Consider the following 20,018-nt stretch of genomic DNA (forward strand, 5'->3'; position numbering starts at 1 on the left):
CCGCCCAGACGCCGTTGGGCAGGATAAAATCGCAAATTCAATCAATAGATTAGACTGATTTCGGGACCAGCTTGGAAACAGCGCCCGCCTCGTGTGGCGAGCGCCGATCCCGACCCTTAGCCCGCCGCTTCCGTCGCGGCAATCGCCGCCATATTGACGATGCCCCGGCTGGTTACCGTCGGCGCCAGGATATGCGCCGGCTTGGCCGTGCCCATCAGGATCGGCCCGATATGCAGCCCGTTATTGAGCTCCTTGAGCAGCGTCATCGACAGGTTTGCCGCTTCCAGATTCGGGAAAATCAGAAGGTTCGCTTCGCCCTTGAGCACCGAGTCCGGAATAAAGCGGTCGCGCAGCTCGGCATTGACGGCCAGATCCCCCTGCATTTCACCCTCGACCATCAGGTCCGGCGCCACAGATTGCAGCTTCTCGTAGACCGCCCGCATCTTGATCGAGGTCTCGCCATCGCGCGACCCGAAGTTGGAATAGGAGAGCAACGCCGCCTTGGCCTCGATGTTGAAGCGCTTGAGGTGGTCGCGTGCCTGGAGGGCGATGGAGACCAGCTCGTCCTCGCTCGGATCGATATTGGCATAGGTATCGGCGAGGAAAAACACACCGCGATTGAGGATCAGCATCGAGAGCGCCGAGAGTTGCTGCGCGCCCGGCGCGACCCCGATCACCGAATGGATGTCGCGGGCATGCTTGATGAAACGTCCCTGCAGGCCGCAGATCAGCGCATCCGCCTCGCCGCGCCGCACCGCCAGCGCCCCGATGACGGTGGTATTGGTGCGCACGATGGTGCGGGCCGTATCGGGCGTCACGCCCTTGCGCCCGACCAGCGCGTGGAAATCGGCGACATAGTCGCGGTAGCGCGGATCGTCTTCGGGATTGATGACCTCAAAATCCTTCCCCGGTCGAATGGTGAGGCCAAAGCGTTCGAGTCGCGCCTCGATCACCAGCGGGCGGCCGATGAGGAGCGGCTTGCCGATCCCGTCTTCGAGGATCACCTGCGCCGCTCGCAGCACGCGCTCGTCCTCGCCATCGGCAAAGGCGATGCGCTTTTCGGCGCTCTGCGCCCGCTCGATCATCGGCTTCATCACCATGCCCGAGCGGAACACGAAGCGCCGCAGCTGGTCGCGATAGGCATCGAAATCGGCGATGGGCCGCTTGGCAACACCGGACTCAATTGCCGCCTCGGCCACGGCAGGCGCGATCCGCAGGATCAGGCGCTGGTCGAACGGATTGGGGATCAGGTAGTCGGTCCCAAAGATTGCCGGCACGCCATGCGCCGTGGCTTCGAGCCCCGGCTCATGCGCGAGTTTGGCAATGGCATGGGCAGCCGCTGCCTTCATTTCCTCGTTGATGATGGTAGCGCCGCAATCGAGCGCCCCACGGAACAGGAATGGGAAGCAGAGGACGTTGTTGACCTGGTTGGGATAGTCCGACCGCCCCGTGCAGACCAGCGCATCGGGCCGCGTCGCCTTGGCCAGTTCGGGCATGATTTCCGGGATCGGATTGGAAAGCGCCAGGATTAACGGGTTCTCCGCCATGTCCTTCATCATTTCGGGCTTCAGCGCCCCGGCCTTGGAGAGACCGACATAGATGTCGGCGCCGGCCATGACCTCGGCCAGCTCAGTCTTGTCCGTTTCCTGCGCAAAGGCACCGCGCCAGCGGTCGACATTGTTGTGGCGGGCCTTGGTGACCAGCCCCTTGCTGTCAGCAATCCAGATATTCTCACGCTTCGCACCGACGGCGATGAGCATGTTCATGCAGGCAATGGCCGCGGCTCCCGCTCCCGAGGTTACGATCTTGACCTGACCAATGTCTTTCTTGACCAGCCGCATGGCGTTGATGACCGCCGCCGCCACGATGATCGCCGTGCCGTGCTGGTCGTCGTGGAAGACCGGGATATTCATGCGCTCGCGCAAGGCTTCCTCGATCTCGAAACATTCCGGGGCTTTGATGTCTTCAAGATTGATGCCACCAAAGCTGGGCTCCAGCGGCGCCACGATCTCGATGAAGCGTTTCGGGTCCTGCTCGTTGACCTCGAGGTCGATGCTGTCGATGCCGGCGAACTTCTTGAACAGAACCGCCTTGCCTTCCATCACCGGCTTGCTCGCCAGCGCGCCGATATTCCCGAGGCCCAGAACTGCGGTGCCGTTGGAGATGACGGCGACCAGGTTGCCCTTGGACGTGTATTTGTAGGCATCCTCAGGATTGGCGGCGATTTCCTCGCAGGGAATAGCCACGCCCGGCGAATAGGCCAGCGACAGGTCACGCGTATTGGCCAGGGGTTTGGTCGCCACGATCTCGAGCTTGCCCGGGCGCGGATATTCGTGGAAATGCAGCGCGGCGTCGCGCAGGCTGGGTGTGTCGGACAATTGGGTCTCCTCGGGGTCAGGCATTGGCCGCCTCTGCTTCACCGCCCGTCTTGCGGACGGTGGAGCGGCCTGTATGACCCACCAAAGATCAGGGCTGGCGCCATCGCAAAAGTAGGACTTTGGTCGAACCCCGTCCCGCCTCGGGACCGCGATCAACTGGCGACGCTGGCCCAGGTGCCTGACCTTTCGCTCGCAAACACCGCATCGAGCACGTTCATGCCCCTGATGGCATCCTCGACGCCGAATTCCAGTTCGCGCCCCTCGAGGGCGGCGCGCTTGCGAGCCGTGCCCATGTCGGCGCGTCAGTCCTTTGCAAGCACCTTGTAGAGCGCCGAATGGTCCTTGTCGCCCAGCCCGTCCGCCAGCGCCTTGTTCATCAACTGCTGAAGGCTGGCCGAATGCGGGAGGTAAAGGTCCAGCGCCTTGGCCGCTTCCATGGCAAGGCCGATATCCTTGCGATGCAGGCGAATGCGGAAACCGGGATCGAATGTGCCTTTGACCATGCGGTCGCCATGCACCTCGAGAATACGCGACGAGGCAAAGCCCCCCATCAGCGCTTCGCGCACCTTGGCCGGATCGGCACCGGCCACCTTGGCCAGCGCAAGTCCCTCCGCAACGGCCTCGATGGTGAGGCCCACGATCACCTGATTGGCCACCTTGGCCGTCTGCCCGGCGCCGACATCGCCGATGCGGGTGATATTCTTGCCCATGAGTTCGAACAGCGGTCGCGCACGTTCGAAATTGGCTTCCGACGCGCCCACCATGATGGTGAGCGACGCTGCCTTGGCGCCGACTTCGCCGCCCGAGACGGGTGCATCGACATAACCGGCGCCCAGCGCACCAATGCGCGCGGCAAAGTCCTTGGTGGCAACCGGAGAAATCGAGCTCATGTCGATGACGAGCTTGCCCGCCGAGAGTCCGTCCGCGACGCCGTCGGCACCAAACAGCACCGCTTCGACATCGGGCGTGTCAGGGACCATCAGGATGACCACATCCGCCGCTTCGGCCACGGCCTTGGCACTATCAAGCGCCTTGCCACCGGCCTTGACGAGGTGCTGCGACACTTCCTTGACCCGGTGCAGGAAAAGCTCATGCCCGGCCGCGATGAGATGGCCGGCCATCGGGCGCCCCATGACGCCGAGGCCAATAAAACCGATCTTCATGTTCATCGCGCCCACTCCTTGAACCAGCCCAGGCCCGCACTGGTGCCGCCGGCGGGCTTGTATTCAGCGCCAACCCAGCCGGCATAGCCGGCCGCATCGAGCGCCCTGAAAATATTGACGTAATTGATCTCGCCCGTGCCAGGCTCATTGCGGCCCGGATTGTCGGCCACCTGCACATGGGCGATGCGCGACTGCAGCCGCTTGAAGGTCTGCAGCAGGTCTCCCTGCACCACCTGCATGTGATAAAAATCATATTGCAGGTAGAGATTGTCGTGGCCGATCGCTGCGGCGATGCGCTCGTAGTCGTCGGTCGAATTGACGAGAAATCCGGGGATGTCGCGGGTATTGATCGGCTCGAGCAGCAGCTTGATCCCCGCCTGCGCGAGGCGCGGCGCGGCATAGCGCAGATTGTCGACCAGCACCTGCTCGAGCGCGGCACGCTCGATGCCCTGGGGCGCAATACCGGCCAGACAATTGACCTGAGCGCAGCCGGTCGCCTTGGCATAGTCGATGGCCTTGTCGACGCCGGCGCGGAATTCGTGCACCCGATCCGGATGGCAGCCTATGCCACGCTCGCCGGCGGCCCAGTTGCCGGCCGGCAGGTTGAACAGGGCCTGTGTCAGGCTGTGCTGCTCCAGCAGCGCCTTGAGCGCTGCCGGGTCCTGATCATAGGCGCCGACATATTCGACGGCGGCAAAACCGTCGGCGGCCGCGGCCCCGAACCGCTCCATGAAGGGAAGTTCAGGATAGAGCATGGAAACGTTGGCAGAAAAACGCGGCACGGATCAGGCCCCCTTGAGCGGTCCGGGATAGGCGATGAAATCGCCACCGCGGCAGGACTTGAGGTAGTTCAGGGCATGCACCTGGCCGACCATTTCCAGCTCTTCGCGATAGACCGGGTCATGCCAGCCTTCGATGTCGATAGCGCCGGTATAGCCGGCCAGACGCAGCTCGGAGATGACATCGGCCCAGTTGGTGTCGCCAAAACCCGGCGTGCGCATCCACACCGCTTTTTCCTTACCGCCAAAACCGTGCTTCTTGATCACGTCCCAGCGGATGGTCGCGTCCTTGCCATGGACGTGGAAGAACTTGTGGCCCCATTCGCGGATCTGCGGGATGGGATCGATGAGATAGGCCATCTGGTGACACGGCTCCCATTCGAGGCCCAGATTGTCCTCGGGAAGTTCGTTGAACATCATCGACCAGGCATCGGGATTGTGCGCAATGTTCCAGTCGCCGGTGGCCCAGCTACCGCCATTCATGGCGCAGTTCTCGAAGGCGATCCTGACGCCCTTGTCAGCGGCGCGACGGGATAGTTCGCCCCAGACCTTCTTGAACTGCGGCAGGCTTTCCTCGATGGGACGATTGCGGATGCGGCCGGTAAAGCCGGCAATGCAAGTCGCGCCGAAATGATGGGCATTGTCGATCAGCATTTCCCAGCCGCGCAGCGTCTCGACATCCTTCTCGCGCTCTTCGAGCGGGTTGCCGAACATGCCCAAGGTCGAAATGGTGACGTCGCGGTCGCCGATGACATCCTTGAGGCGCTTGGCCAGTTCGGGCAGGTCCTTGTTCACGGTCTGCCAGAAATAGGGCTCGATGCTCTCAAAACCATGCGGCAGGATCTTTTCAAGATACCCTGCCGGATCGGGCTCGTGCCCGCGGATCATGGTGCCGATGCGAATTGCCTTGGGATCAATGGCCATAACTTAAATCTCCTAGATAGTGATCTCGACGCGCCGGCCCTGCCCGGTGCTGTCGATGGCGCCCAGCACCATGGCCAGGCTCTTGATGTTCTCGCTGCCCACAGTCTCGGGAACCGGGCCGCCGCGGGTGGCGGCGATGAAATCGGTGATGACGCCCATATGCCCGTCGATCCGGTCCGCCGGATCGAGGTCAGGAATGGTGACGGCCTCCGTTTCCGGCATCAGCTGACCGGCGACATGCGGTCTGGAGCGTTGCGCGCGGATATCGTCGTAGCCATCCCACAGGATCGTGCCCAGCGTGCCGGTGATGCGCCACTGGCTCTCCCAGCTGGTGCGCAGACCCGGCGCACACCAGGAGCCGCGATAGGTGAAGACCGCGCCCCGGCTGAAGCGGAAGCTGGCAAAGGCCGACGAGTCCCGCTCGTACCAGCTGCCGGCCGGATTCCACTCCTCGGCATAGACCGAAGCCGCGACATCGTCGGCCACGAAACGCGCCGCGTCGAATGTGTGGACGGCCATGTCGAGCAGCAGGACATGGGCCATCTGCTCGCGAAAACCGCCGAAATGGGGATCGAGGAAGAAGTCGCAATGGATACCGGTGATCTCGCCAATGGCGCCCGAAGCCACCAGACGCCGGATACGCCGCAATTGCGCGAGATAGCGCCGGTTCTGCACCACGACATGCAGCTTGCCCGCCGCCTCGGCCCGCGCCACGAGGTCCCTTGCCTGGTCCATGGTCTCGGCCATGGGCTTTTCCGAGAGCACATGCGCCCCGGCTGCCAGCGCCGTCGAGACAATGTCATGCCGCGCCGCCGGAATGGCCACGTCGAGCACGATATCGGGCGACTGGTTCGCCAGCATAGCCCTAAGGTCACTGCCGATGGCAGGCGTGATGCCCTGTTCGGCCGCCCGTGCCTCGGCATTGGCGAGGTTGAGATCGACGATGCCGACAATGTCGACGCCACCGATGCTCTTGATGCAGTCGAGCCATTTGCGGCTCATGGCGCCGGCGCCGACGAGGATGGCACGTTGTTGAGTTGTCATGACAATCAGGCTGTTGGAGCGGGGGAAGCGGTAAAGCGGGTGCGATGCAGCATGCGCTTGTTGCGCGGATCGGGATTGGGCACGGCCGAGATCAGCGCGCGGGTGTAGTCGGCATCGGGATCGGTGCAGATCTTGTCCGCATCCCCCAGCTCCACCAGCTTGCCCTTGTGCATGACGGCAACGCGGTCGCAGAAATAGCGGACCACCGAAATGTCGTGCGAGATGAAGATGAAGGACAGGCACAGCCGCTGCTGGATGTCCAGCAGCAGATCAAGGATCTGGCTGCGGATCGACACGTCGAGCGCCGAGGTTGCCTCATCGGCGATGACAACGCGCGGATCGAGCGCGAGCGCCCTTGCAATGCCGATGCGCTGGCGCTGACCGCCGGAAAAGGCGTGCGGATAGCGCTCCATGATATCGGGCGAGAGCCCGACAAGACGCAGCAGCTCGGCGACCTTCTCCTCGATTTGGGCCGGCTTGAGCTTGCCCTCCACCACCAAGGGATCGCTGACGATCTGCCGGATGGTCATGCGCGGATTGAGCGAGGCGAAGGGATCCTGGAAGATCAGCCGCACATCGGCGTGAAACTTGCGCAGTCCCGCCTTGTTGAGCCCGGTGACGTCGATCTCCTGGCCCTGGCGATCCCGATAGGTGACGGTCCCCGAACTGGGCTCCACCGTGCGCAGGATGAGGCGCCCCAGCGTGGTCTTGCCCGAGCCGCTTTCCCCCACAATGCCAAGATTTTCGCCGGCATGGAGGGTGAGGCTGACATCGTCCACGGCTCTGACCGCAAACTTGGTCTGGCCCATGAAGCCACGCGCGCCGCCATAGACCTTGGTGAGATTGCTGAGCGTCAGGATCGGCTCAGGCGCCACGACAGCCCCGTCGCGCACTTCGGCCGCCTGCTCGAGCTTGAGCGTCGAGGCCAGGAGGCGCTGGGTATAGGGATGCTTGGGCGCGTGGAAAATGTCGTCCACCGTCCCGGTCTCGACGATCTGTCCGAAGCGCATCACCGCCACGTCGTCGGCCACTTCGGCCACCACGCCCATGTCATGGGTGATCAGCAGCATGGCCATGCCGCGCGCCGCCTGCAGGCGCTTGATGAGGTCGAGGATTTCGGCTTGGGTGGTCACGTCGAGCGCCGTGGTCGGCTCGTCGGCGATGAGAATGTCCGGCGTGCAGGCCAGCGCCATGGCGATCATGGCGCGCTGCCGCATGCCGCCGGAGAACTCGAACGTATAGCGGTTGGCCATCTCTGCGGGGTGCGGAATTTCCACTTGCCCCAGCAGCTCGATCGTACGCTCGCGGGCCGCCTTCTTGTCGAGGCCGGCATGCAGGCGCAACACTTCATCGATCTGGCTGCCGATCGTATGCACCGGCGAAAGCGAGGACATCGGCTCCTGGAAGATGAGGCCGATCCGGGCCCCGCGCACGGCGCGCACGTCCTTGCTGTTGGCGTCGAGCTGGGCGAGGTCCGTTTCCTGGCCGCCGGTGCGCAGAATGATACGTCCCCCGACCATCTGGCCAGGCTTGTCGACGATGCGCATCAGCGACCGTGCGGTCACCGACTTGCCCGAGCCGCTTTCGCCCACCAGCGCCAGGGTGCGCCCGCGGTGCAGCTCGAAGCTGACATTGCGCACGGCGTGCAGAATGTGGGTGCGCAGGTGAAAGTCGAGCGACAGGCCTTCCACGCTCAGGACAGGTTTTTCCATCGCGGGCACCTCAGGTCTCGTATGGGTCGGCGGCATCGCGCAGGCCATCGCCGAAGAAGTTGAAGGAAAGCACCGCCGTGACCACGGCAAGGCTCGGCCAGATCAGCAGCCACGGCGCCGTCGAGATCGAGCGGATGTTCTGGGCGTCCTGCAACAGCACGCCCCAGCTCACCACCGGCGCCTTGAGGCCGACGCCGAGGAAGGAAAGCGAGGTCTCGGCAATGATCATCGAGGGCACGGCCAGCGTCACCACCGCCAGGATATGGCTGGTGAGCGAAGGCAGGATATGCCGGAAGATCACCCGGCGCTCGGTCGAGCCATCGAGCTTGGCAGCGGTGACGAAGTCTTCGTTGCGCAGCGCAAAGAACCGTCCGCGCACCTCCCGTGCCAGCCCGGTCCAGCCGAGGAGCGACACAATGATGGTTATGACGAAATAGACATTGAGCGGTGACCAGGTCAACGGAATGGCCGCGGCGAGGCCCAGCCAGAGCGGGATGGTCGGCATGGCGCTGACCACTTCGATGATGCGCTGGATGACAGTATCGACCCAGCCACCGAAATAGCCCGAGATCGAACCGAGGATAACCCCGAGGCAAAGGGACATCACGACGCCGATGAGACCAATCGACATCGACACGCGCGTGCCATAGACGAGCCGGCTCAGGAGATCCCGGCCCAGGCGGTCGGCGCCCAGCAGATACATGGTCTGGTTCGGGTCCAGCGGTCCGATCAGGTGCAGGTTGGCGTCGAAGAGGCCCCACATCTTGTAGGCCGGTCCCTCGACGAAGAAGCCGATGGGGACGATGACGCTGTCATCGACCACGAAGGTGCGCCTGAGGGCCGCCTGGTCGATCTCGACCTTGTAACCCTTCACATGCGGCTGGAACTGCCCGTCGGGCGTGAACAGGCCGATGCTCTGCGGAGGCGCATAGGTATATTGGGCCCGGCTGGTATCGGGCAGGCCGGGCGCCAGGAACTCGGCAAAAGCGCCGATGAGATAAAGCGCCAGAATGACCGCGGCGCAGAATACCGCCACTTTCTGGGCCAGGAATTTACGGCCGATCAGCGTCCATTGCCCGGCGGCGGCGTCCGAGATCGGGTCCATGCCGGGACGGAGACCGGAAATCGCCGGTCCCTCTTCGGCAAGCTTGGCGTCGAGGCTGGGAGAGGTCGTCATGCCATCACCCTCAATTGTAGCGGATGCGCGGATCGAGCAGCGCCAGCAGGATGTCGGAGATCAGCATGCCGACCAGGGTCAGAACACTGAGGAGGAGGATGAAGCTGCCGGCCAGGTACATGTCCTGGGCGACGAGCGCGCGCAGCAGCAGCGGCCCAGCCGTCGGCAGATTGAGCACAATGGCGGTGATGGTGACGCCTGAAACCAGTTCAGGCAGCACCCAGCCAATGGCCGAGACAAAGGGATTGAGCGCGATCCGCACCGGATACTTCACGATCACCTTGTATTCGGGCAGGCCCTTGGCGCGCGCCGTCACCACGTAGGGTTTGGAAAGCTCGTCGGTGAGGTTGGCGCGCAGGATGCGGATCATCGCCGCCGTGCCGGACATGCCGATGACGATGATGGGGATCCACAGATGCAGGATGAGGTCCCACAGCTTGGCCCAGCTCCAGGGCGCGTCGACATATTCGGGTGAGAACAGCCCGCCCACCGACTGCCCGAAGAAGCGGAAGGACACATACATCAGCGTCAGCGCCAGGATGAAATTGGGCACGGCGAGGCCGATGAAGCCGAGGAAGGTGAAGACATAGTCGCCCACCGAGTTACGGCGGACCGCCGAATAGATGCCGATGGGCAGGGAGACGGCCCAGACGAAAAGCAGCGCAGCAAAGGAAATGGCCAGGGTCGAGCCCATGCGGGACCAGATGACCTCGGACACCGGCTGGTTCCACTCGAATGAGAAGCCGAAATCGCCACGCGTCAGGATGCCCCAGATCCAGCGCGCATATTGCGCCCAGACCGGTTCATCGAGCCCATATTGCGCCCGCAACCGGGCCATCGTGGCCGGGTCGATGGGCGCCCCGCCATCGGCGAGCGTCGACATGAGCGAAGTCAGGTAGTCGCCTGGGGGCAGCTGGATGATGGCGAACGAAATGATCGACATGCCGAACAGGGTCGGGACCATGTAGGCCAGTCGCTTCAGGATATAGTTCAGCATTGCCGCTCCTCTTTCGGCCTTGCAGGTGACCCGGCGTAACGTCGGGTCGGTGGTCTGTAAGACGTCTCCGTCTGCGTCACTCCCAGGTCAGATGGACCACTTCCATGGTCTCGATCTGACCGATGTGGACCGTTACACGACCCTCCGAGATTCGGAATGGGACCTCTTGTCCGGCTACCAGCAAATGCGTTGATCGGACGGTTTTGCCGGCCGGCACGTCCAGGGTGACAGCGAGCGGACCGACCGGCCAGGTGTCACGCAGCGGCCCCTTCATCATCATCGGATTGGTGAGATTGAGGATGCAGAGGCTCCGGCCGGCGGGGCCCTCATGCAGCCCGAGATCGAACACACCCTTGCCGGTCACTTCGACCTCGGGCGTCTTGCCCAAAGCCCATTTGACGGCATTAGCGATCAGTCGTCCCTGGTCGGGCGCAAGATAGGTCCAGAACACCTCGCCGATATTCCATGGAATATAGACGACGCGTCCGCCCGCATCCGTCGTCCGGGCCGAGACACCGACGCCCTGCGGCGGCAGGCGCGGATAGACTTCTTCCATCGGCAGGTCGGGGAAGTCGGGCACGGTGAGGAATGGCTGGTCGAGATCAACAGTCGGTTCGACCGCGATCAACTCCGTGCCGCCAATGATGCGTAGCGCGCCCTCATAGCCCTGGTTGATAGGGTGGATGCCATTGATGGCGACATATGAATTGCGCACGCCGGTTCGGGGGGCACTCTTCATGCTGACGCCGAACACATCGGCGAGGCCGAAGTCAGATCTTGCATGCCCCGCTTCGTCATAGAGCGAGGTCTGGTGCGCCGCGACGACCGAGCCGCCCCCGGCGACATAGTCGCTGATCGCATTGCACTGCTCGTCCGAGAGATAGGTGGCATTGGCCAGGATCACCAGTTTGAAGCGCCGCAGCGCCTCCGCTGTCATCACCTGGTCGGAGATGGACTCGAAGGGCAACCGCGCCTCGACCAGCGCCTGATAGAAGCCCAGGTCGTTGAGCTCGGCCAGGTGCCGCTTGTCAGGATCCCAGTGACGCAAAGTGGTGGCCGGATCTATGATGGCGATTTCGGCGGTCGGCTGGGTGTCGGTCAGCGCCTCTTCTACCTTGGCATGCAGGCGGAACGCATTGGCAGTCGGTTCGACCCAGCGGTCATCGGGGATGCAGGCATTGAACTTGGTGAACCAGGGGAACAGGCCCTGCGTCACGCCGGCATGGATCCACTGTTCGATTTCCGGCCCGGTCTGCACCGAGTCCTTCCAGCGCGGGATTTCCTCTGGACCGATCGAGGTAATGAGGCCCACCGGCCGATCGCGGAAAGTGGCGCGGATACGCTTGCCGTTGCGGCCAGCCGACCAGGCCGGCTCGACATTGCGACGGCCCTGGTGGTCGACGAACAGGATGGGGCAGTGCTTCTTGATGACGGAGAGATCGAACTCCATCAGCGACGAGCCGCTCATATTGGGGATGAAGCTGGCATGCGGCTTCACCTTCTTGACCTCATTGTCCCAGTGGGCAACGAGCTTGGTGAGTGTGGTCCGGCGCCAGGCGGCCCAGGCCTGCCATACCGGGTCGGCGGCAATGCTGGTCTCGGGCAGGTCATGGCCCGAATAGGCGCGGAAATTGTCCTCGCAGGCCTTGCAGTAGCAGACGCCATGGCCCTGCCAGCGGTTTCCGAACAGCGCGTCGATATCGTATTTTTCGGCGATCTCGACGATCACCTTGGTCATGAAATCGAAATTATAGCTCGAATAGGCGCAGGTGACGTAGATGCCGGGCAGCGCCCAGTGTTCGCGCGGCTGACGCTCCTTGGTCAGCGACACCCATTCCGGATGGGCCTCGGCGGCATCGGCATGAATGGCATGGGGATCGACGCGGGCCATGACATGCATGCCCAGCTTACGCGCCTCATCGACCAGCGTCCCGAACGGGTCGGTGTCACCGATATATTGCGAGACATAGTGCAGCGGAATTTCGCTCGGATAGTAGGCAATGTAGCCGCCGGCCGAAAGGCACAGGGCATTGGACTGCGTCCGCTTGAAGACATCGACCCAGAAGTCCGGATCATAGCGCTGCGGGTCGTCCTCGACGAAAGTCAGCTGCGTCCAGCGGGTGGCATGCTTGTACCAGTCGGGAGAACGCAGTCCGGTTGCTACGGGATTTTCGTCGATCTTCAGCATTATTCTATCCGGAAAACGGGATGAGTAGGGACACACCGGCGGCGGGGCAGCCGCCGGTGTGAGGGCTGACAGGGGGAGGACGTCAGCTGATGAAATACTGTTCGGGATTGGTCGGCGCCGGGGTCGGATAGCCCCAGCTATTGGGCATGATCGGCGCCAGATTGTGGATCCGGTTGGACACGATGCCGTAGCCGTCCATCGGCAGGGTGACGCCGAAGACATAGAACTGGTCGGCGGCGATCTGCACGATCTCGGCCATCAGTTCCTGCTGCAGAGCCTGGTCACCGGTCTGGCGGACCTGGTTATAGAGGTCGAACTGGCGCTTGGTTTCCGCGCCCGGCTCCACCGCATCGGGAGAGTCCGGATTGTTGTACCAGATCTGCCAGCCCTTGGCGTAGAAGGCCTCGGTCGTGTTCGGGAAGTAGTAGCGCGGATCGAGCACGGCCGAGATGCCGCTATTGCCGCCGAACTTGTGCACTGTGGCGTCGTACTCGCCGCCTTCGCGCACACGCACCGTCCAGAGCGAACGATCCATCGAGCGCATCTGGGCGTCGATCCCCACCGTCCGGAACATGGGCAGCACGAGCTGGAAGCTGTCGACAAAGGTCTGCCTTGCCTGGTCGATTTCGAACACGACAGTCAGCCGCGTGCCATCCTCGAGCAGGCGATAGCCTTCGCTATCCTTGTTCGGCATCAGCGTGTCCAGCAACTCGTTGGCACGTGCCGGATCGAACTGGGTATACTGGGTGGCCAACTGCTCGTTGTAGAGCGGGTCTTCGGCCCGGATCGAGGGCTGCGCAGGCGCGCCCTGGCCGATGAAGACCGTGTCGATGATGGCCTGGCGATCCAGCGCATGGCTCATAGCAATGCGGAAGTCCTTGTTCTGGAACAGGGCGCGCTTGACCGGATCGGGATGGGTCATGTTGAACTGGAACACCATCTCATTCGGCTCGGTCGAGGTCGTGGTGTAGAAGCCGTAATTGCCCGCCTGCTGGCCATCGTAGAGCACGGCGCGGTTGGCCGGGGTGCAGATCCACTGGTCGAGCACGTCGATCTCGCCCTGCAGCGCCTTGAGCAGCAGCACTTCATTGTCGGCCACGACCGCATAGGTCACGCGGTCGATATAGGGCAGCTGGTTACCTTCGGTGTCGACCTTGAAATAGTAGGCATTGCGGTCGGCAATGGTGTACTCGGCGGACTCGCCCAGCGGCTGGACGATCTTCCAGCCGTAAAGGGTCGGCATGTCCTTGTTCTTGAAGATTTCGCCGTCGACCGAAATGCCGCTCATGATCTGGAACAGCTGCACCCAGCCGGTCAGGCCGCGATCCTTTGCCAGCTGGTCCGCATCGGGATTGTACTTGATGTGGAACTGCTCGAGATAATGACGCGGCGTGCGGGTGCTGCGGTCGTCATTGGCCCAGGCGAGGCGCTGCGGCAGGAGGCCATTGGGCTCGGGGAAGACGATACGGAACGTGGTGGCGTCGACCTTCTCGAACTTGGCGATGTCACCGCCGAGCGTACGCAGCGGCGTCGGGGCGCTGACCGTCAGCTCCGGATCGAGCAGCACATCCTCGTAGAAAAACATGATGTCGTCGGTAGTGAAGGGCTGGCCGTCCGACCACTTGTGACCCTCGCGCAGCTTGAACGTATAGACCGTGGCATCTTCATTGGCCTCAAAACTCTCGGCCACATTGGGGATCACGCCGGTAAAATCGGGCGTGTAGCGCACCAGCGCTTCATAACCCTGGTAGCGATGCATCATGTTGAGCGAGCCGCCCCCCACCAGGGCCGCACGCAGATCGCCGCCATACTGACCCACCTGGTCGAGCGGCTGCACGACCATGGGGTTGACCGGCAGGCGCTCGGACAGCGGCGGCAGTGTTCCGGCAGCCACGGCATCGCCCAGCGCCGGCGCTTCCTTGAGCGGTGTCTGCGCAAAGGCAGGGATGGCCGGCAGCAGCAGGGCAGCGCCAGTGGCAGCCAGAAATGATCTGCGGGAAATAGACGTCATGGTTTCCTCCTCACCCGGGCGACCTAACGCGTCGCTCTTCAAGCTAACCAAAGCCTGCCGTTACAAAACTGTTAGGTCAATACGCTATTCCATCACGCTTCTATCGATTGCAGATCGCCCACCAACCTTTTGAATTTCAGTGGAATATCGCGCGCGAATTCACAAAACTTGCACAAAACAACCGATGTGATACAACCTAACAAAACGCCGGAGACGCGATGAAAAAGGTCACACTGCAGGACATCGCCGTTGAGCTGGGTCTGTCCAAGTTCGCCGTCTCGCGCGCCCTCTCCGGCAAGGACGGGGTCAGTGACGATACCCGCCAGCGTATCTCGGCCAAGGCTGTGGAAATGGGCTACCAGCGCCCGCCGACATTGGCAGGAGAGCGACCGGTCATCCATATCGTCTTCACCGACCATGACCCGGTAAATAGCGAACTCTGGATGCAGATGCAGAACGGTATCCAGCAGGCCTCTTCGGGCTCCGGCTTCCAGATCCAGTCGCACTGGACCAGTGACGCGACCCTGGTCGCCAACATCGCCGAGGCCAGCGCCGGGCTGATCCTGGTGGGTCAGCATGGCGCTGATTCGGTTGCCGCCGTCCGGCGGACCAATCGCCCCGTGGTCCGGCTCGGCTGGGTGCAGCCGCTCGAACTGGCCGACCAGGTGGCCGGCGCCGATCACGAAGCAGGCAGCGCCGTAGGCAATTACCTGCTCTCGCGCGGCCACCGCCGCATTGGCTTTGTCCATGGCAGCCGCGTGTTGCGCGGTCGCATGGAGCGCCTGTTCGGCCTGCGCGAGGCGGCCCTCACTTACGACGACGCGAGCATTTACGAGATCCAGTTCAGCCCCGAGCAAACCTTTGCCGAATGCTTCCTCAATCTGCGGCTCGAGGGCGACATGCCTACGGCCCTGTTTTGTTCGCATGACAGTCTCGGGGTCTTCGTCGTCTCGGAACTGCACCGGCTGGGCTACAGCGTGCCCCACGATGTGTCCGTCGTCGGCTATGGCGACTTCGTCGCCGCCACCCAGATCTCGCCGCCGCTGACGACGGTGCGCCTGCCGGGTTCAGACATGGGCATCGCCGCCTTCCGGCTGCTGCTCGACCGCATGGATCTTGCCAGTCACCAGCTCCCGCCCCAGCGCGTCCTCCTGGTGCCGCAGATCATCGAGCGCGAGTCGGTGAGGGTCATTCCCGAAGCCTGAACGGCCGCCCGCCTCCATTTGGCGCCCCTGCCGCCCCCTCCTGAAGACGCCTGACAGAGACACTGGCCCCGCCCTCAATTGGGAGACCAGCCAGTCCGAAGACCTCGACGGCGACTCCGCTTTAGATCGTTAGAGGCCAGCCGGGGAATTGGTCGAACCGGCGGCCACCGCGACCAGCAATCTGTCTGTAATGACAGCTATCGGATTGATTTTGCGCCACACTGGTGATGCTATGCATTACCGTTTCAATTTGGCGGCGCAATTCGGAACAGCTTACCCAAGCAGCAGGTCGATGCCTCTCTATATACTCAATCGGCTGGGCATGATGGCCGTCACCCTGTGGGCGATCATCACGCTGACTTTCTTCCTGATGCATGCGGTGCCCGGCGGGCCATTCGTCTCCGAACGCATGCTGGCGCCTGAAATCGCCGCGGCCCTCAACGCCAAATATGGGCTCGACCAGCCGGTCTGGCAGCAATACCTGAACTATCTCGGGCGGATCATCACCTTCGATCTCGGCCCGTCCTTCAAATATCCCGGCATTTCGGTCAACTCGATGATCGCGGCTGGCCTGCCGGTGACACTGCACACAGGTCTCTTGGCGGTGATCTGCGTGATCGCTCTTGGCGTTCCCTTCGGCGTCGTGGCGGCCCTCAATCGCAACAAATGGCCGGATACGGCCGTGATGATCCTCGCCACGGTGGGGGTCGCGATCCCGAGCTATGTCATCGCCACCGTGTCGCTCTATGTCTTCGCCCTGCGACTGGGCTGGGTGCCGACATTCGGTCTTGACGACTGGCGCGGCTATATCCTGCCGGTCTTCGCGCTGTCCGGGTTCTGGATCTCCTTCGTCGCGCGCCTGACCCGCTCATCCCTGCTTGAGACCTTCGAGCAGGACTATATGACCACCGCCCATGCCAAGGGGCTGCATCCTGCCCAGGTGCTGTTCAAGCATGGCCTGAGGAATTCGCTCGTTCCTGTGGTCACCGTCCTGGGGCCCGTCGTGGCCAACCTGATCACCGGGTCCTTTGTCATCGAGCAGATCTTCGCCCTGCCCGGCATCGGCCGTCAGTTCGTCCTCTCGATCACCAATCGCGACTATACGGCCATCATGGGCATCACCATCTTCTACGCCGCCGCCCTGATGGTGATGATCCTCATCGTCGACCTGCTCTATGCCGTGCTCGACCCGCGCATCAAACTGACGAGTGCGGCTGCATGAGCGACATCGCCCCCAATATGTGGGAAAAGCTTCCAGCACAGGACATATCGGTCGCCGCCGGTGCGCCGAGCCTGACCTATTGGCAGGATGCGCGTCGGCGTCTCTGGGCCAACAGGCCGGCCGTCGTCAGCATCGTCTTCATCATCCTGCTGATCCTGGCGGCCATTTTTGGCCCGCTCTTCAGTCCCTACACCTATTACCAGCAGGACCTGAAGCTCGCCAATATCCCACCTTCTTTCGAGACCTACTCGGTCACCGACAGCACGGGTGAAACAACCCGCTTCTTCCTCAACGCCTCCAACTTCAACCTCTATCAAGTTGATGAGGAGGGACACGTGCTCGGCATCATCAGGGGCGAGCGGCGGGACATGATCAGGAAGAGCCAGGCCTTCGAGTTTGGCGATGCCACGGTCACGCTCGACTACAAGACCCTGCCGGCCAAGCTCGTCGCCGCTGATGGCTCGACCATCCTGCCCAGCGGCTGGAGCTGGAACCGCTCCTATCTCTTCGGTACCGACCAACTAGGCCGTGACGTGCTGGTACGCCAGCTCTATGGCGCCCGTATCTCCCTCACCGTTGCCTTCGTCGCCACCTTCGTCAATTTCTTCATCGGCGTCTTCTATGGCGGCATTGCCGGCTATGTGGGTGGCAGGACCGACGCGATCATGATGCGCATCGTGGAGATCATTTCGACCATCCCGCTGACGCTTTATGTCGTGCTGTTGATGGTGGTGTTCGACAGCGGCCTCTATTCCATCATCATTGCCATCGGCTCGGTTTTCTGGGTCGACATGGCACGTATCGTGCGCGGACAGATACTCTCGCTCAAAAGCCAGGACTATGTCGCTGCGGCTCGCACCATGGGCGCCAGCACACCGCGCATCCTGACGCGGCACCTGCTACCCAATTCGATCGGCCCGATCATCGTCACGCTCACCATGCTCATCCCCTCGGCCATTTTCATCGAGAGCTTCATGAGCTTCATCGGCCTCGGGGTAACGCCTCCGCTCGCCTCATGGGGAACGCTGACCTCCGAGGCCGTCGAAACCCTGCGCACCTATCCCTACCAGCTTTTCTTCCCCGCCGCCGCCATCAGCCTCACCATGTTCGCCTTCAACTTCCTTGGCGACGGGCTGCGCGATGCGCTTGATCCGCGGTTCCGCAAATGACCGAAGCCATCCTCTCCGTCCGCGATCTCAAGGCCTCCTTCTTTTCCCAGCGCGGCGAAGTGCAAGCCGTTCGCGGCGTGTCCTTTGACGTCTATCCAGGTGAAATCCTCGGCATCGTCGGCGAGTCCGGCTCAGGAAAGTCCATCACCTGCATGTCGGTGCTGCGCCTGCTCAAGGCCAGCGGCCGCATCATGGGGGGCTCGGCCATTTTCGACGGGCAGGACCTGATGAAACTCGATCAGAACGCCTTGCGCACCATTCGCGGCAACAAGATCGGAATGATCTTCCAGGACCCGATGACCTCGCTCAATCCGACCCTGACGGTCGGCGACCAGGTCATGGAGACGATCCTGCGCCACCGCAAGGCCAGCCGGGCCGAGGCGCGCGCCCGGGCTGTCGAACTCTTCGAACTCGTGCGAATACCCTCCGCCGCCGAGCGGCTCAAATCCTACCCACATGAATTCTCCGGGGGCATGCGCCAGCGCGTCATGATCGCCATGGCGCTTGCCTGCGATCCCAAGCTGCTGATTGCGGACGAACCAACCACCGCACTCGACGTCACCATCCAGCGCCAGATCCTGATGCTGCTCAAGGACCTGCAGCGGCGCCTTGGAATGGCGGTGATCCTGATCACCCATGATCTTGGCGTCATCGCCGAAGTCACCGACCGCATCGTGGTCATGTATGGCGGGTTGGTCATGGAAACCGGGCCGGTCCGCGATCTCTTCGCGCGTCCCATGCATCCCTACACTCAGGGCCTGCTCTCCTCGGTGCCCGATCTGCGTGACGATACGCATCGTCGCCTGACACCCATTCCCGGCTCTCCGCCTGATATGGCCCAGCCGCCCATCGGCTGCCCCTTCACGGCCCGCTGTCCGCATGCCCTGCGCCAGTGCGACGCGGCCCTGCCACCCATTTTCGGGTCAGGGCGGGGCGCCCGCTGCTGGCTGCATCATCCCGAGGCGCCGCGCGTCAACGGCATCAACGACATTGACGAGGTGGCAGCATGAGCACCGAAGCGCCGCTCGTCTCCATTCGCGGACTGCACAAGCATTTTTCGGTCGGTCGCAAGCTTTTCGGGCCCAAGCCGACTCTGCGCGCCGTCGATGGCGTCGATCTCGACATAAGGCGTGGCGAGACGCTTGGGCTCGTCGGCGAGTCCGGTTGCGGCAAGTCGACCCTGGCGCGCACGCTGATCCGTCTCTACCAGCCAACCTCCGGCCAAATGGTGTTTGACGGGCAGGATGTGGCAACGGCGAGCGAGCGGGAGCTGACGCCGTTCCGTCGCCGCGTGCAGATGATCTTTCAGGATCCCTATGCCAGTCTCAATGGCCGCATGACAGTGCGCGACCTCATTGCAGAACCGCTCGACATTGCAGGGATCGGCACACCACAGTCACGCACACGCAAGGTTCATGACCTGCTGGCGCGGGTCGGTCTTCAGGCCGATCACGCCAATCGATTTGCGCATGAATTCTCGGGCGGCCAGCGCCAGCGCATCGGTATTGCCCGCGCCATCGCGCTCCAGCCCGACCTGGTCATCTGCGATGAGCCGATTTCGGCGCTCGACGTCTCGGTGCAGGCCCAGGTCGTCAACATGCTGGAAGACCTGCAGGACCAGCTTGGCCTGACCTATCTGTTCATCACCCATGACCTTTCCATGGTCCGCCACATCTCGGACCGTATCGGGGTCATGTATCTGGGCAGGATCGTTGAACTGGCCTCCAATACCGATCTCTATCGGCGGCCGTCCCACCCCTATACGCAGGCACTGCTCGCTTCCATTCCCGTGCCCGACCCGACCGCGGCGCGGGCCGAGGAGCCGATGCACGGGGAGATCCCGAGCCCAATGAACATTCCAACCGGCTGCCGCTTCCGCACCCGCTGCCCCATGGCCACGGACCGGTGTGCAAAAGAGGAGCCGGAACTCAAGGACATCGGCGGCGGCCACCTGGCCGCCTGCCACTATGCCGGTGATGCGGCGCCAAAGGCAGCATAAGCTGACCGAGGGAAAACGAGGGGGTCGAGGCAATGCCTCGCCCGAAACAG

The 20,018-nt window shown here is 62.8% G+C and carries 16 protein-coding genes; 5 read left to right on the forward strand and 11 right to left on the reverse strand.

Annotation, left to right across the window (positions count from 1 at the left end; genetic code table 11):
* Positions 1–116 precede the first annotated feature (116 nt).
* From MQW79_RS08655 to MQW79_RS08705, 11 genes are all read right to left on the reverse strand, one after another.
* Positions 117–2,402: an NADP-dependent malic enzyme gene (locus MQW79_RS08655; RefSeq protein ID WP_476588022.1), complete on the reverse strand. Its 2,286-nt coding sequence runs from the start codon at positions 2,400–2,402 to the stop codon at positions 117–119.
* A 128-nt stretch (positions 2,403–2,530) separates the two neighbouring features.
* Positions 2,531–2,671 carry a hypothetical protein gene (locus MQW79_RS08660; RefSeq protein ID WP_476588023.1) on the reverse strand — a complete coding sequence of 47 codons (141 nt, stop codon included), beginning with the start codon at positions 2,669–2,671 and terminating at the stop codon, positions 2,531–2,533.
* A gap of 9 nt (positions 2,672–2,680) precedes the next feature.
* A complete protein-coding gene (locus tag MQW79_RS08665; RefSeq protein ID WP_476588206.1) occupies positions 2,681–3,541 on the reverse strand; it encodes a 2-hydroxy-3-oxopropionate reductase in 861 nt (286 codons plus the stop codon).
* 2 nt (positions 3,542–3,543) lie between these two features.
* Entirely contained in the window at positions 3,544–4,323 is a 780-nt protein-coding gene (gene hyi, locus MQW79_RS08670) for a hydroxypyruvate isomerase (RefSeq protein ID WP_476588024.1), read from the reverse strand.
* Between the two features lie 3 nt (positions 4,324–4,326).
* Positions 4,327–5,244 carry a sugar phosphate isomerase/epimerase family protein gene (locus MQW79_RS08675; RefSeq protein ID WP_476588025.1) on the reverse strand — a complete coding sequence of 306 codons (918 nt, stop codon included), beginning with the start codon at positions 5,242–5,244 and terminating at the stop codon, positions 4,327–4,329.
* A 12-nt stretch (positions 5,245–5,256) separates the two neighbouring features.
* Positions 5,257–6,288, reverse strand: a complete 1,032-nt coding sequence (locus MQW79_RS08680) for a Gfo/Idh/MocA family protein (RefSeq protein ID WP_476588027.1) — start codon at positions 6,286–6,288, stop codon at positions 5,257–5,259.
* A 5-nt stretch (positions 6,289–6,293) separates the two neighbouring features.
* Complete coding sequence (locus MQW79_RS08685; protein WP_476588028.1) at positions 6,294–8,000, reverse strand: ABC transporter ATP-binding protein; 1,707 nt, start codon at positions 7,998–8,000, stop codon at positions 6,294–6,296.
* 10 nt (positions 8,001–8,010) lie between these two features.
* Positions 8,011–9,177 (reverse strand): ABC transporter permease, encoded by a 1,167-nt coding sequence (locus MQW79_RS08690; protein WP_476588029.1) that lies wholly within the window; start codon positions 9,175–9,177, stop codon positions 8,011–8,013.
* 10 nt (positions 9,178–9,187) lie between these two features.
* A complete protein-coding gene (locus MQW79_RS08695) occupies positions 9,188–10,174 on the reverse strand; it encodes an ABC transporter permease (protein WP_476588031.1) in 987 nt (328 codons plus the stop codon).
* Positions 10,175–10,250: 76 nt separating this feature from the next.
* Positions 10,251–12,362, reverse strand: coding sequence for a family 10 glycosylhydrolase (locus MQW79_RS08700; RefSeq protein WP_476588033.1), 2,112 nt, complete (start codon positions 12,360–12,362; stop codon positions 10,251–10,253).
* Positions 12,363–12,444: 82 nt separating this feature from the next.
* Complete coding sequence (locus MQW79_RS08705; RefSeq protein ID WP_476588034.1) at positions 12,445–14,373, reverse strand: ABC transporter substrate-binding protein; 1,929 nt, start codon at positions 14,371–14,373, stop codon at positions 12,445–12,447.
* A 218-nt stretch (positions 14,374–14,591) separates the two neighbouring features.
* Between MQW79_RS08705 and MQW79_RS08710 the strand changes: the two genes are divergently transcribed.
* From MQW79_RS08710 to MQW79_RS08730, 5 genes are all read left to right on the forward strand, one after another.
* Positions 14,592–15,578, forward strand: a complete 987-nt coding sequence (locus tag MQW79_RS08710; RefSeq protein ID WP_476588036.1) for a LacI family DNA-binding transcriptional regulator — start codon at positions 14,592–14,594, stop codon at positions 15,576–15,578.
* 292 nt (positions 15,579–15,870) lie between these two features.
* The gene (locus MQW79_RS08715; protein WP_476588037.1) at positions 15,871–16,800 is read left to right on the forward strand and encodes an ABC transporter permease; all 930 of its coding nucleotides are present in this window, start codon (positions 15,871–15,873) and stop codon (positions 16,798–16,800) included.
* Positions 16,797–17,969 carry an ABC transporter permease gene (locus MQW79_RS08720; RefSeq protein ID WP_476588038.1) on the forward strand — a complete coding sequence of 391 codons (1,173 nt, stop codon included), beginning with the start codon at positions 16,797–16,799 and terminating at the stop codon, positions 17,967–17,969. Before MQW79_RS08715 ends, MQW79_RS08720 begins: the two co-directional genes overlap by 4 nt.
* Positions 17,966–18,979 (forward strand): ABC transporter ATP-binding protein, encoded by a 1,014-nt coding sequence (locus tag MQW79_RS08725; protein WP_476588039.1) that lies wholly within the window; start codon positions 17,966–17,968, stop codon positions 18,977–18,979. Before MQW79_RS08720 ends, MQW79_RS08725 begins: the two co-directional genes overlap by 4 nt.
* Positions 18,976–19,968, forward strand: coding sequence for an ABC transporter ATP-binding protein (locus MQW79_RS08730; protein ID WP_476588040.1), 993 nt, complete (start codon positions 18,976–18,978; stop codon positions 19,966–19,968). The genes MQW79_RS08725 and MQW79_RS08730 overlap by 4 nt, the downstream gene beginning before the upstream one ends.
* Positions 19,969–20,018: the final 50 nt, after the last annotated feature.

The organism is Devosia sp. Micro-HW1, from assembly GCF_056341075.1.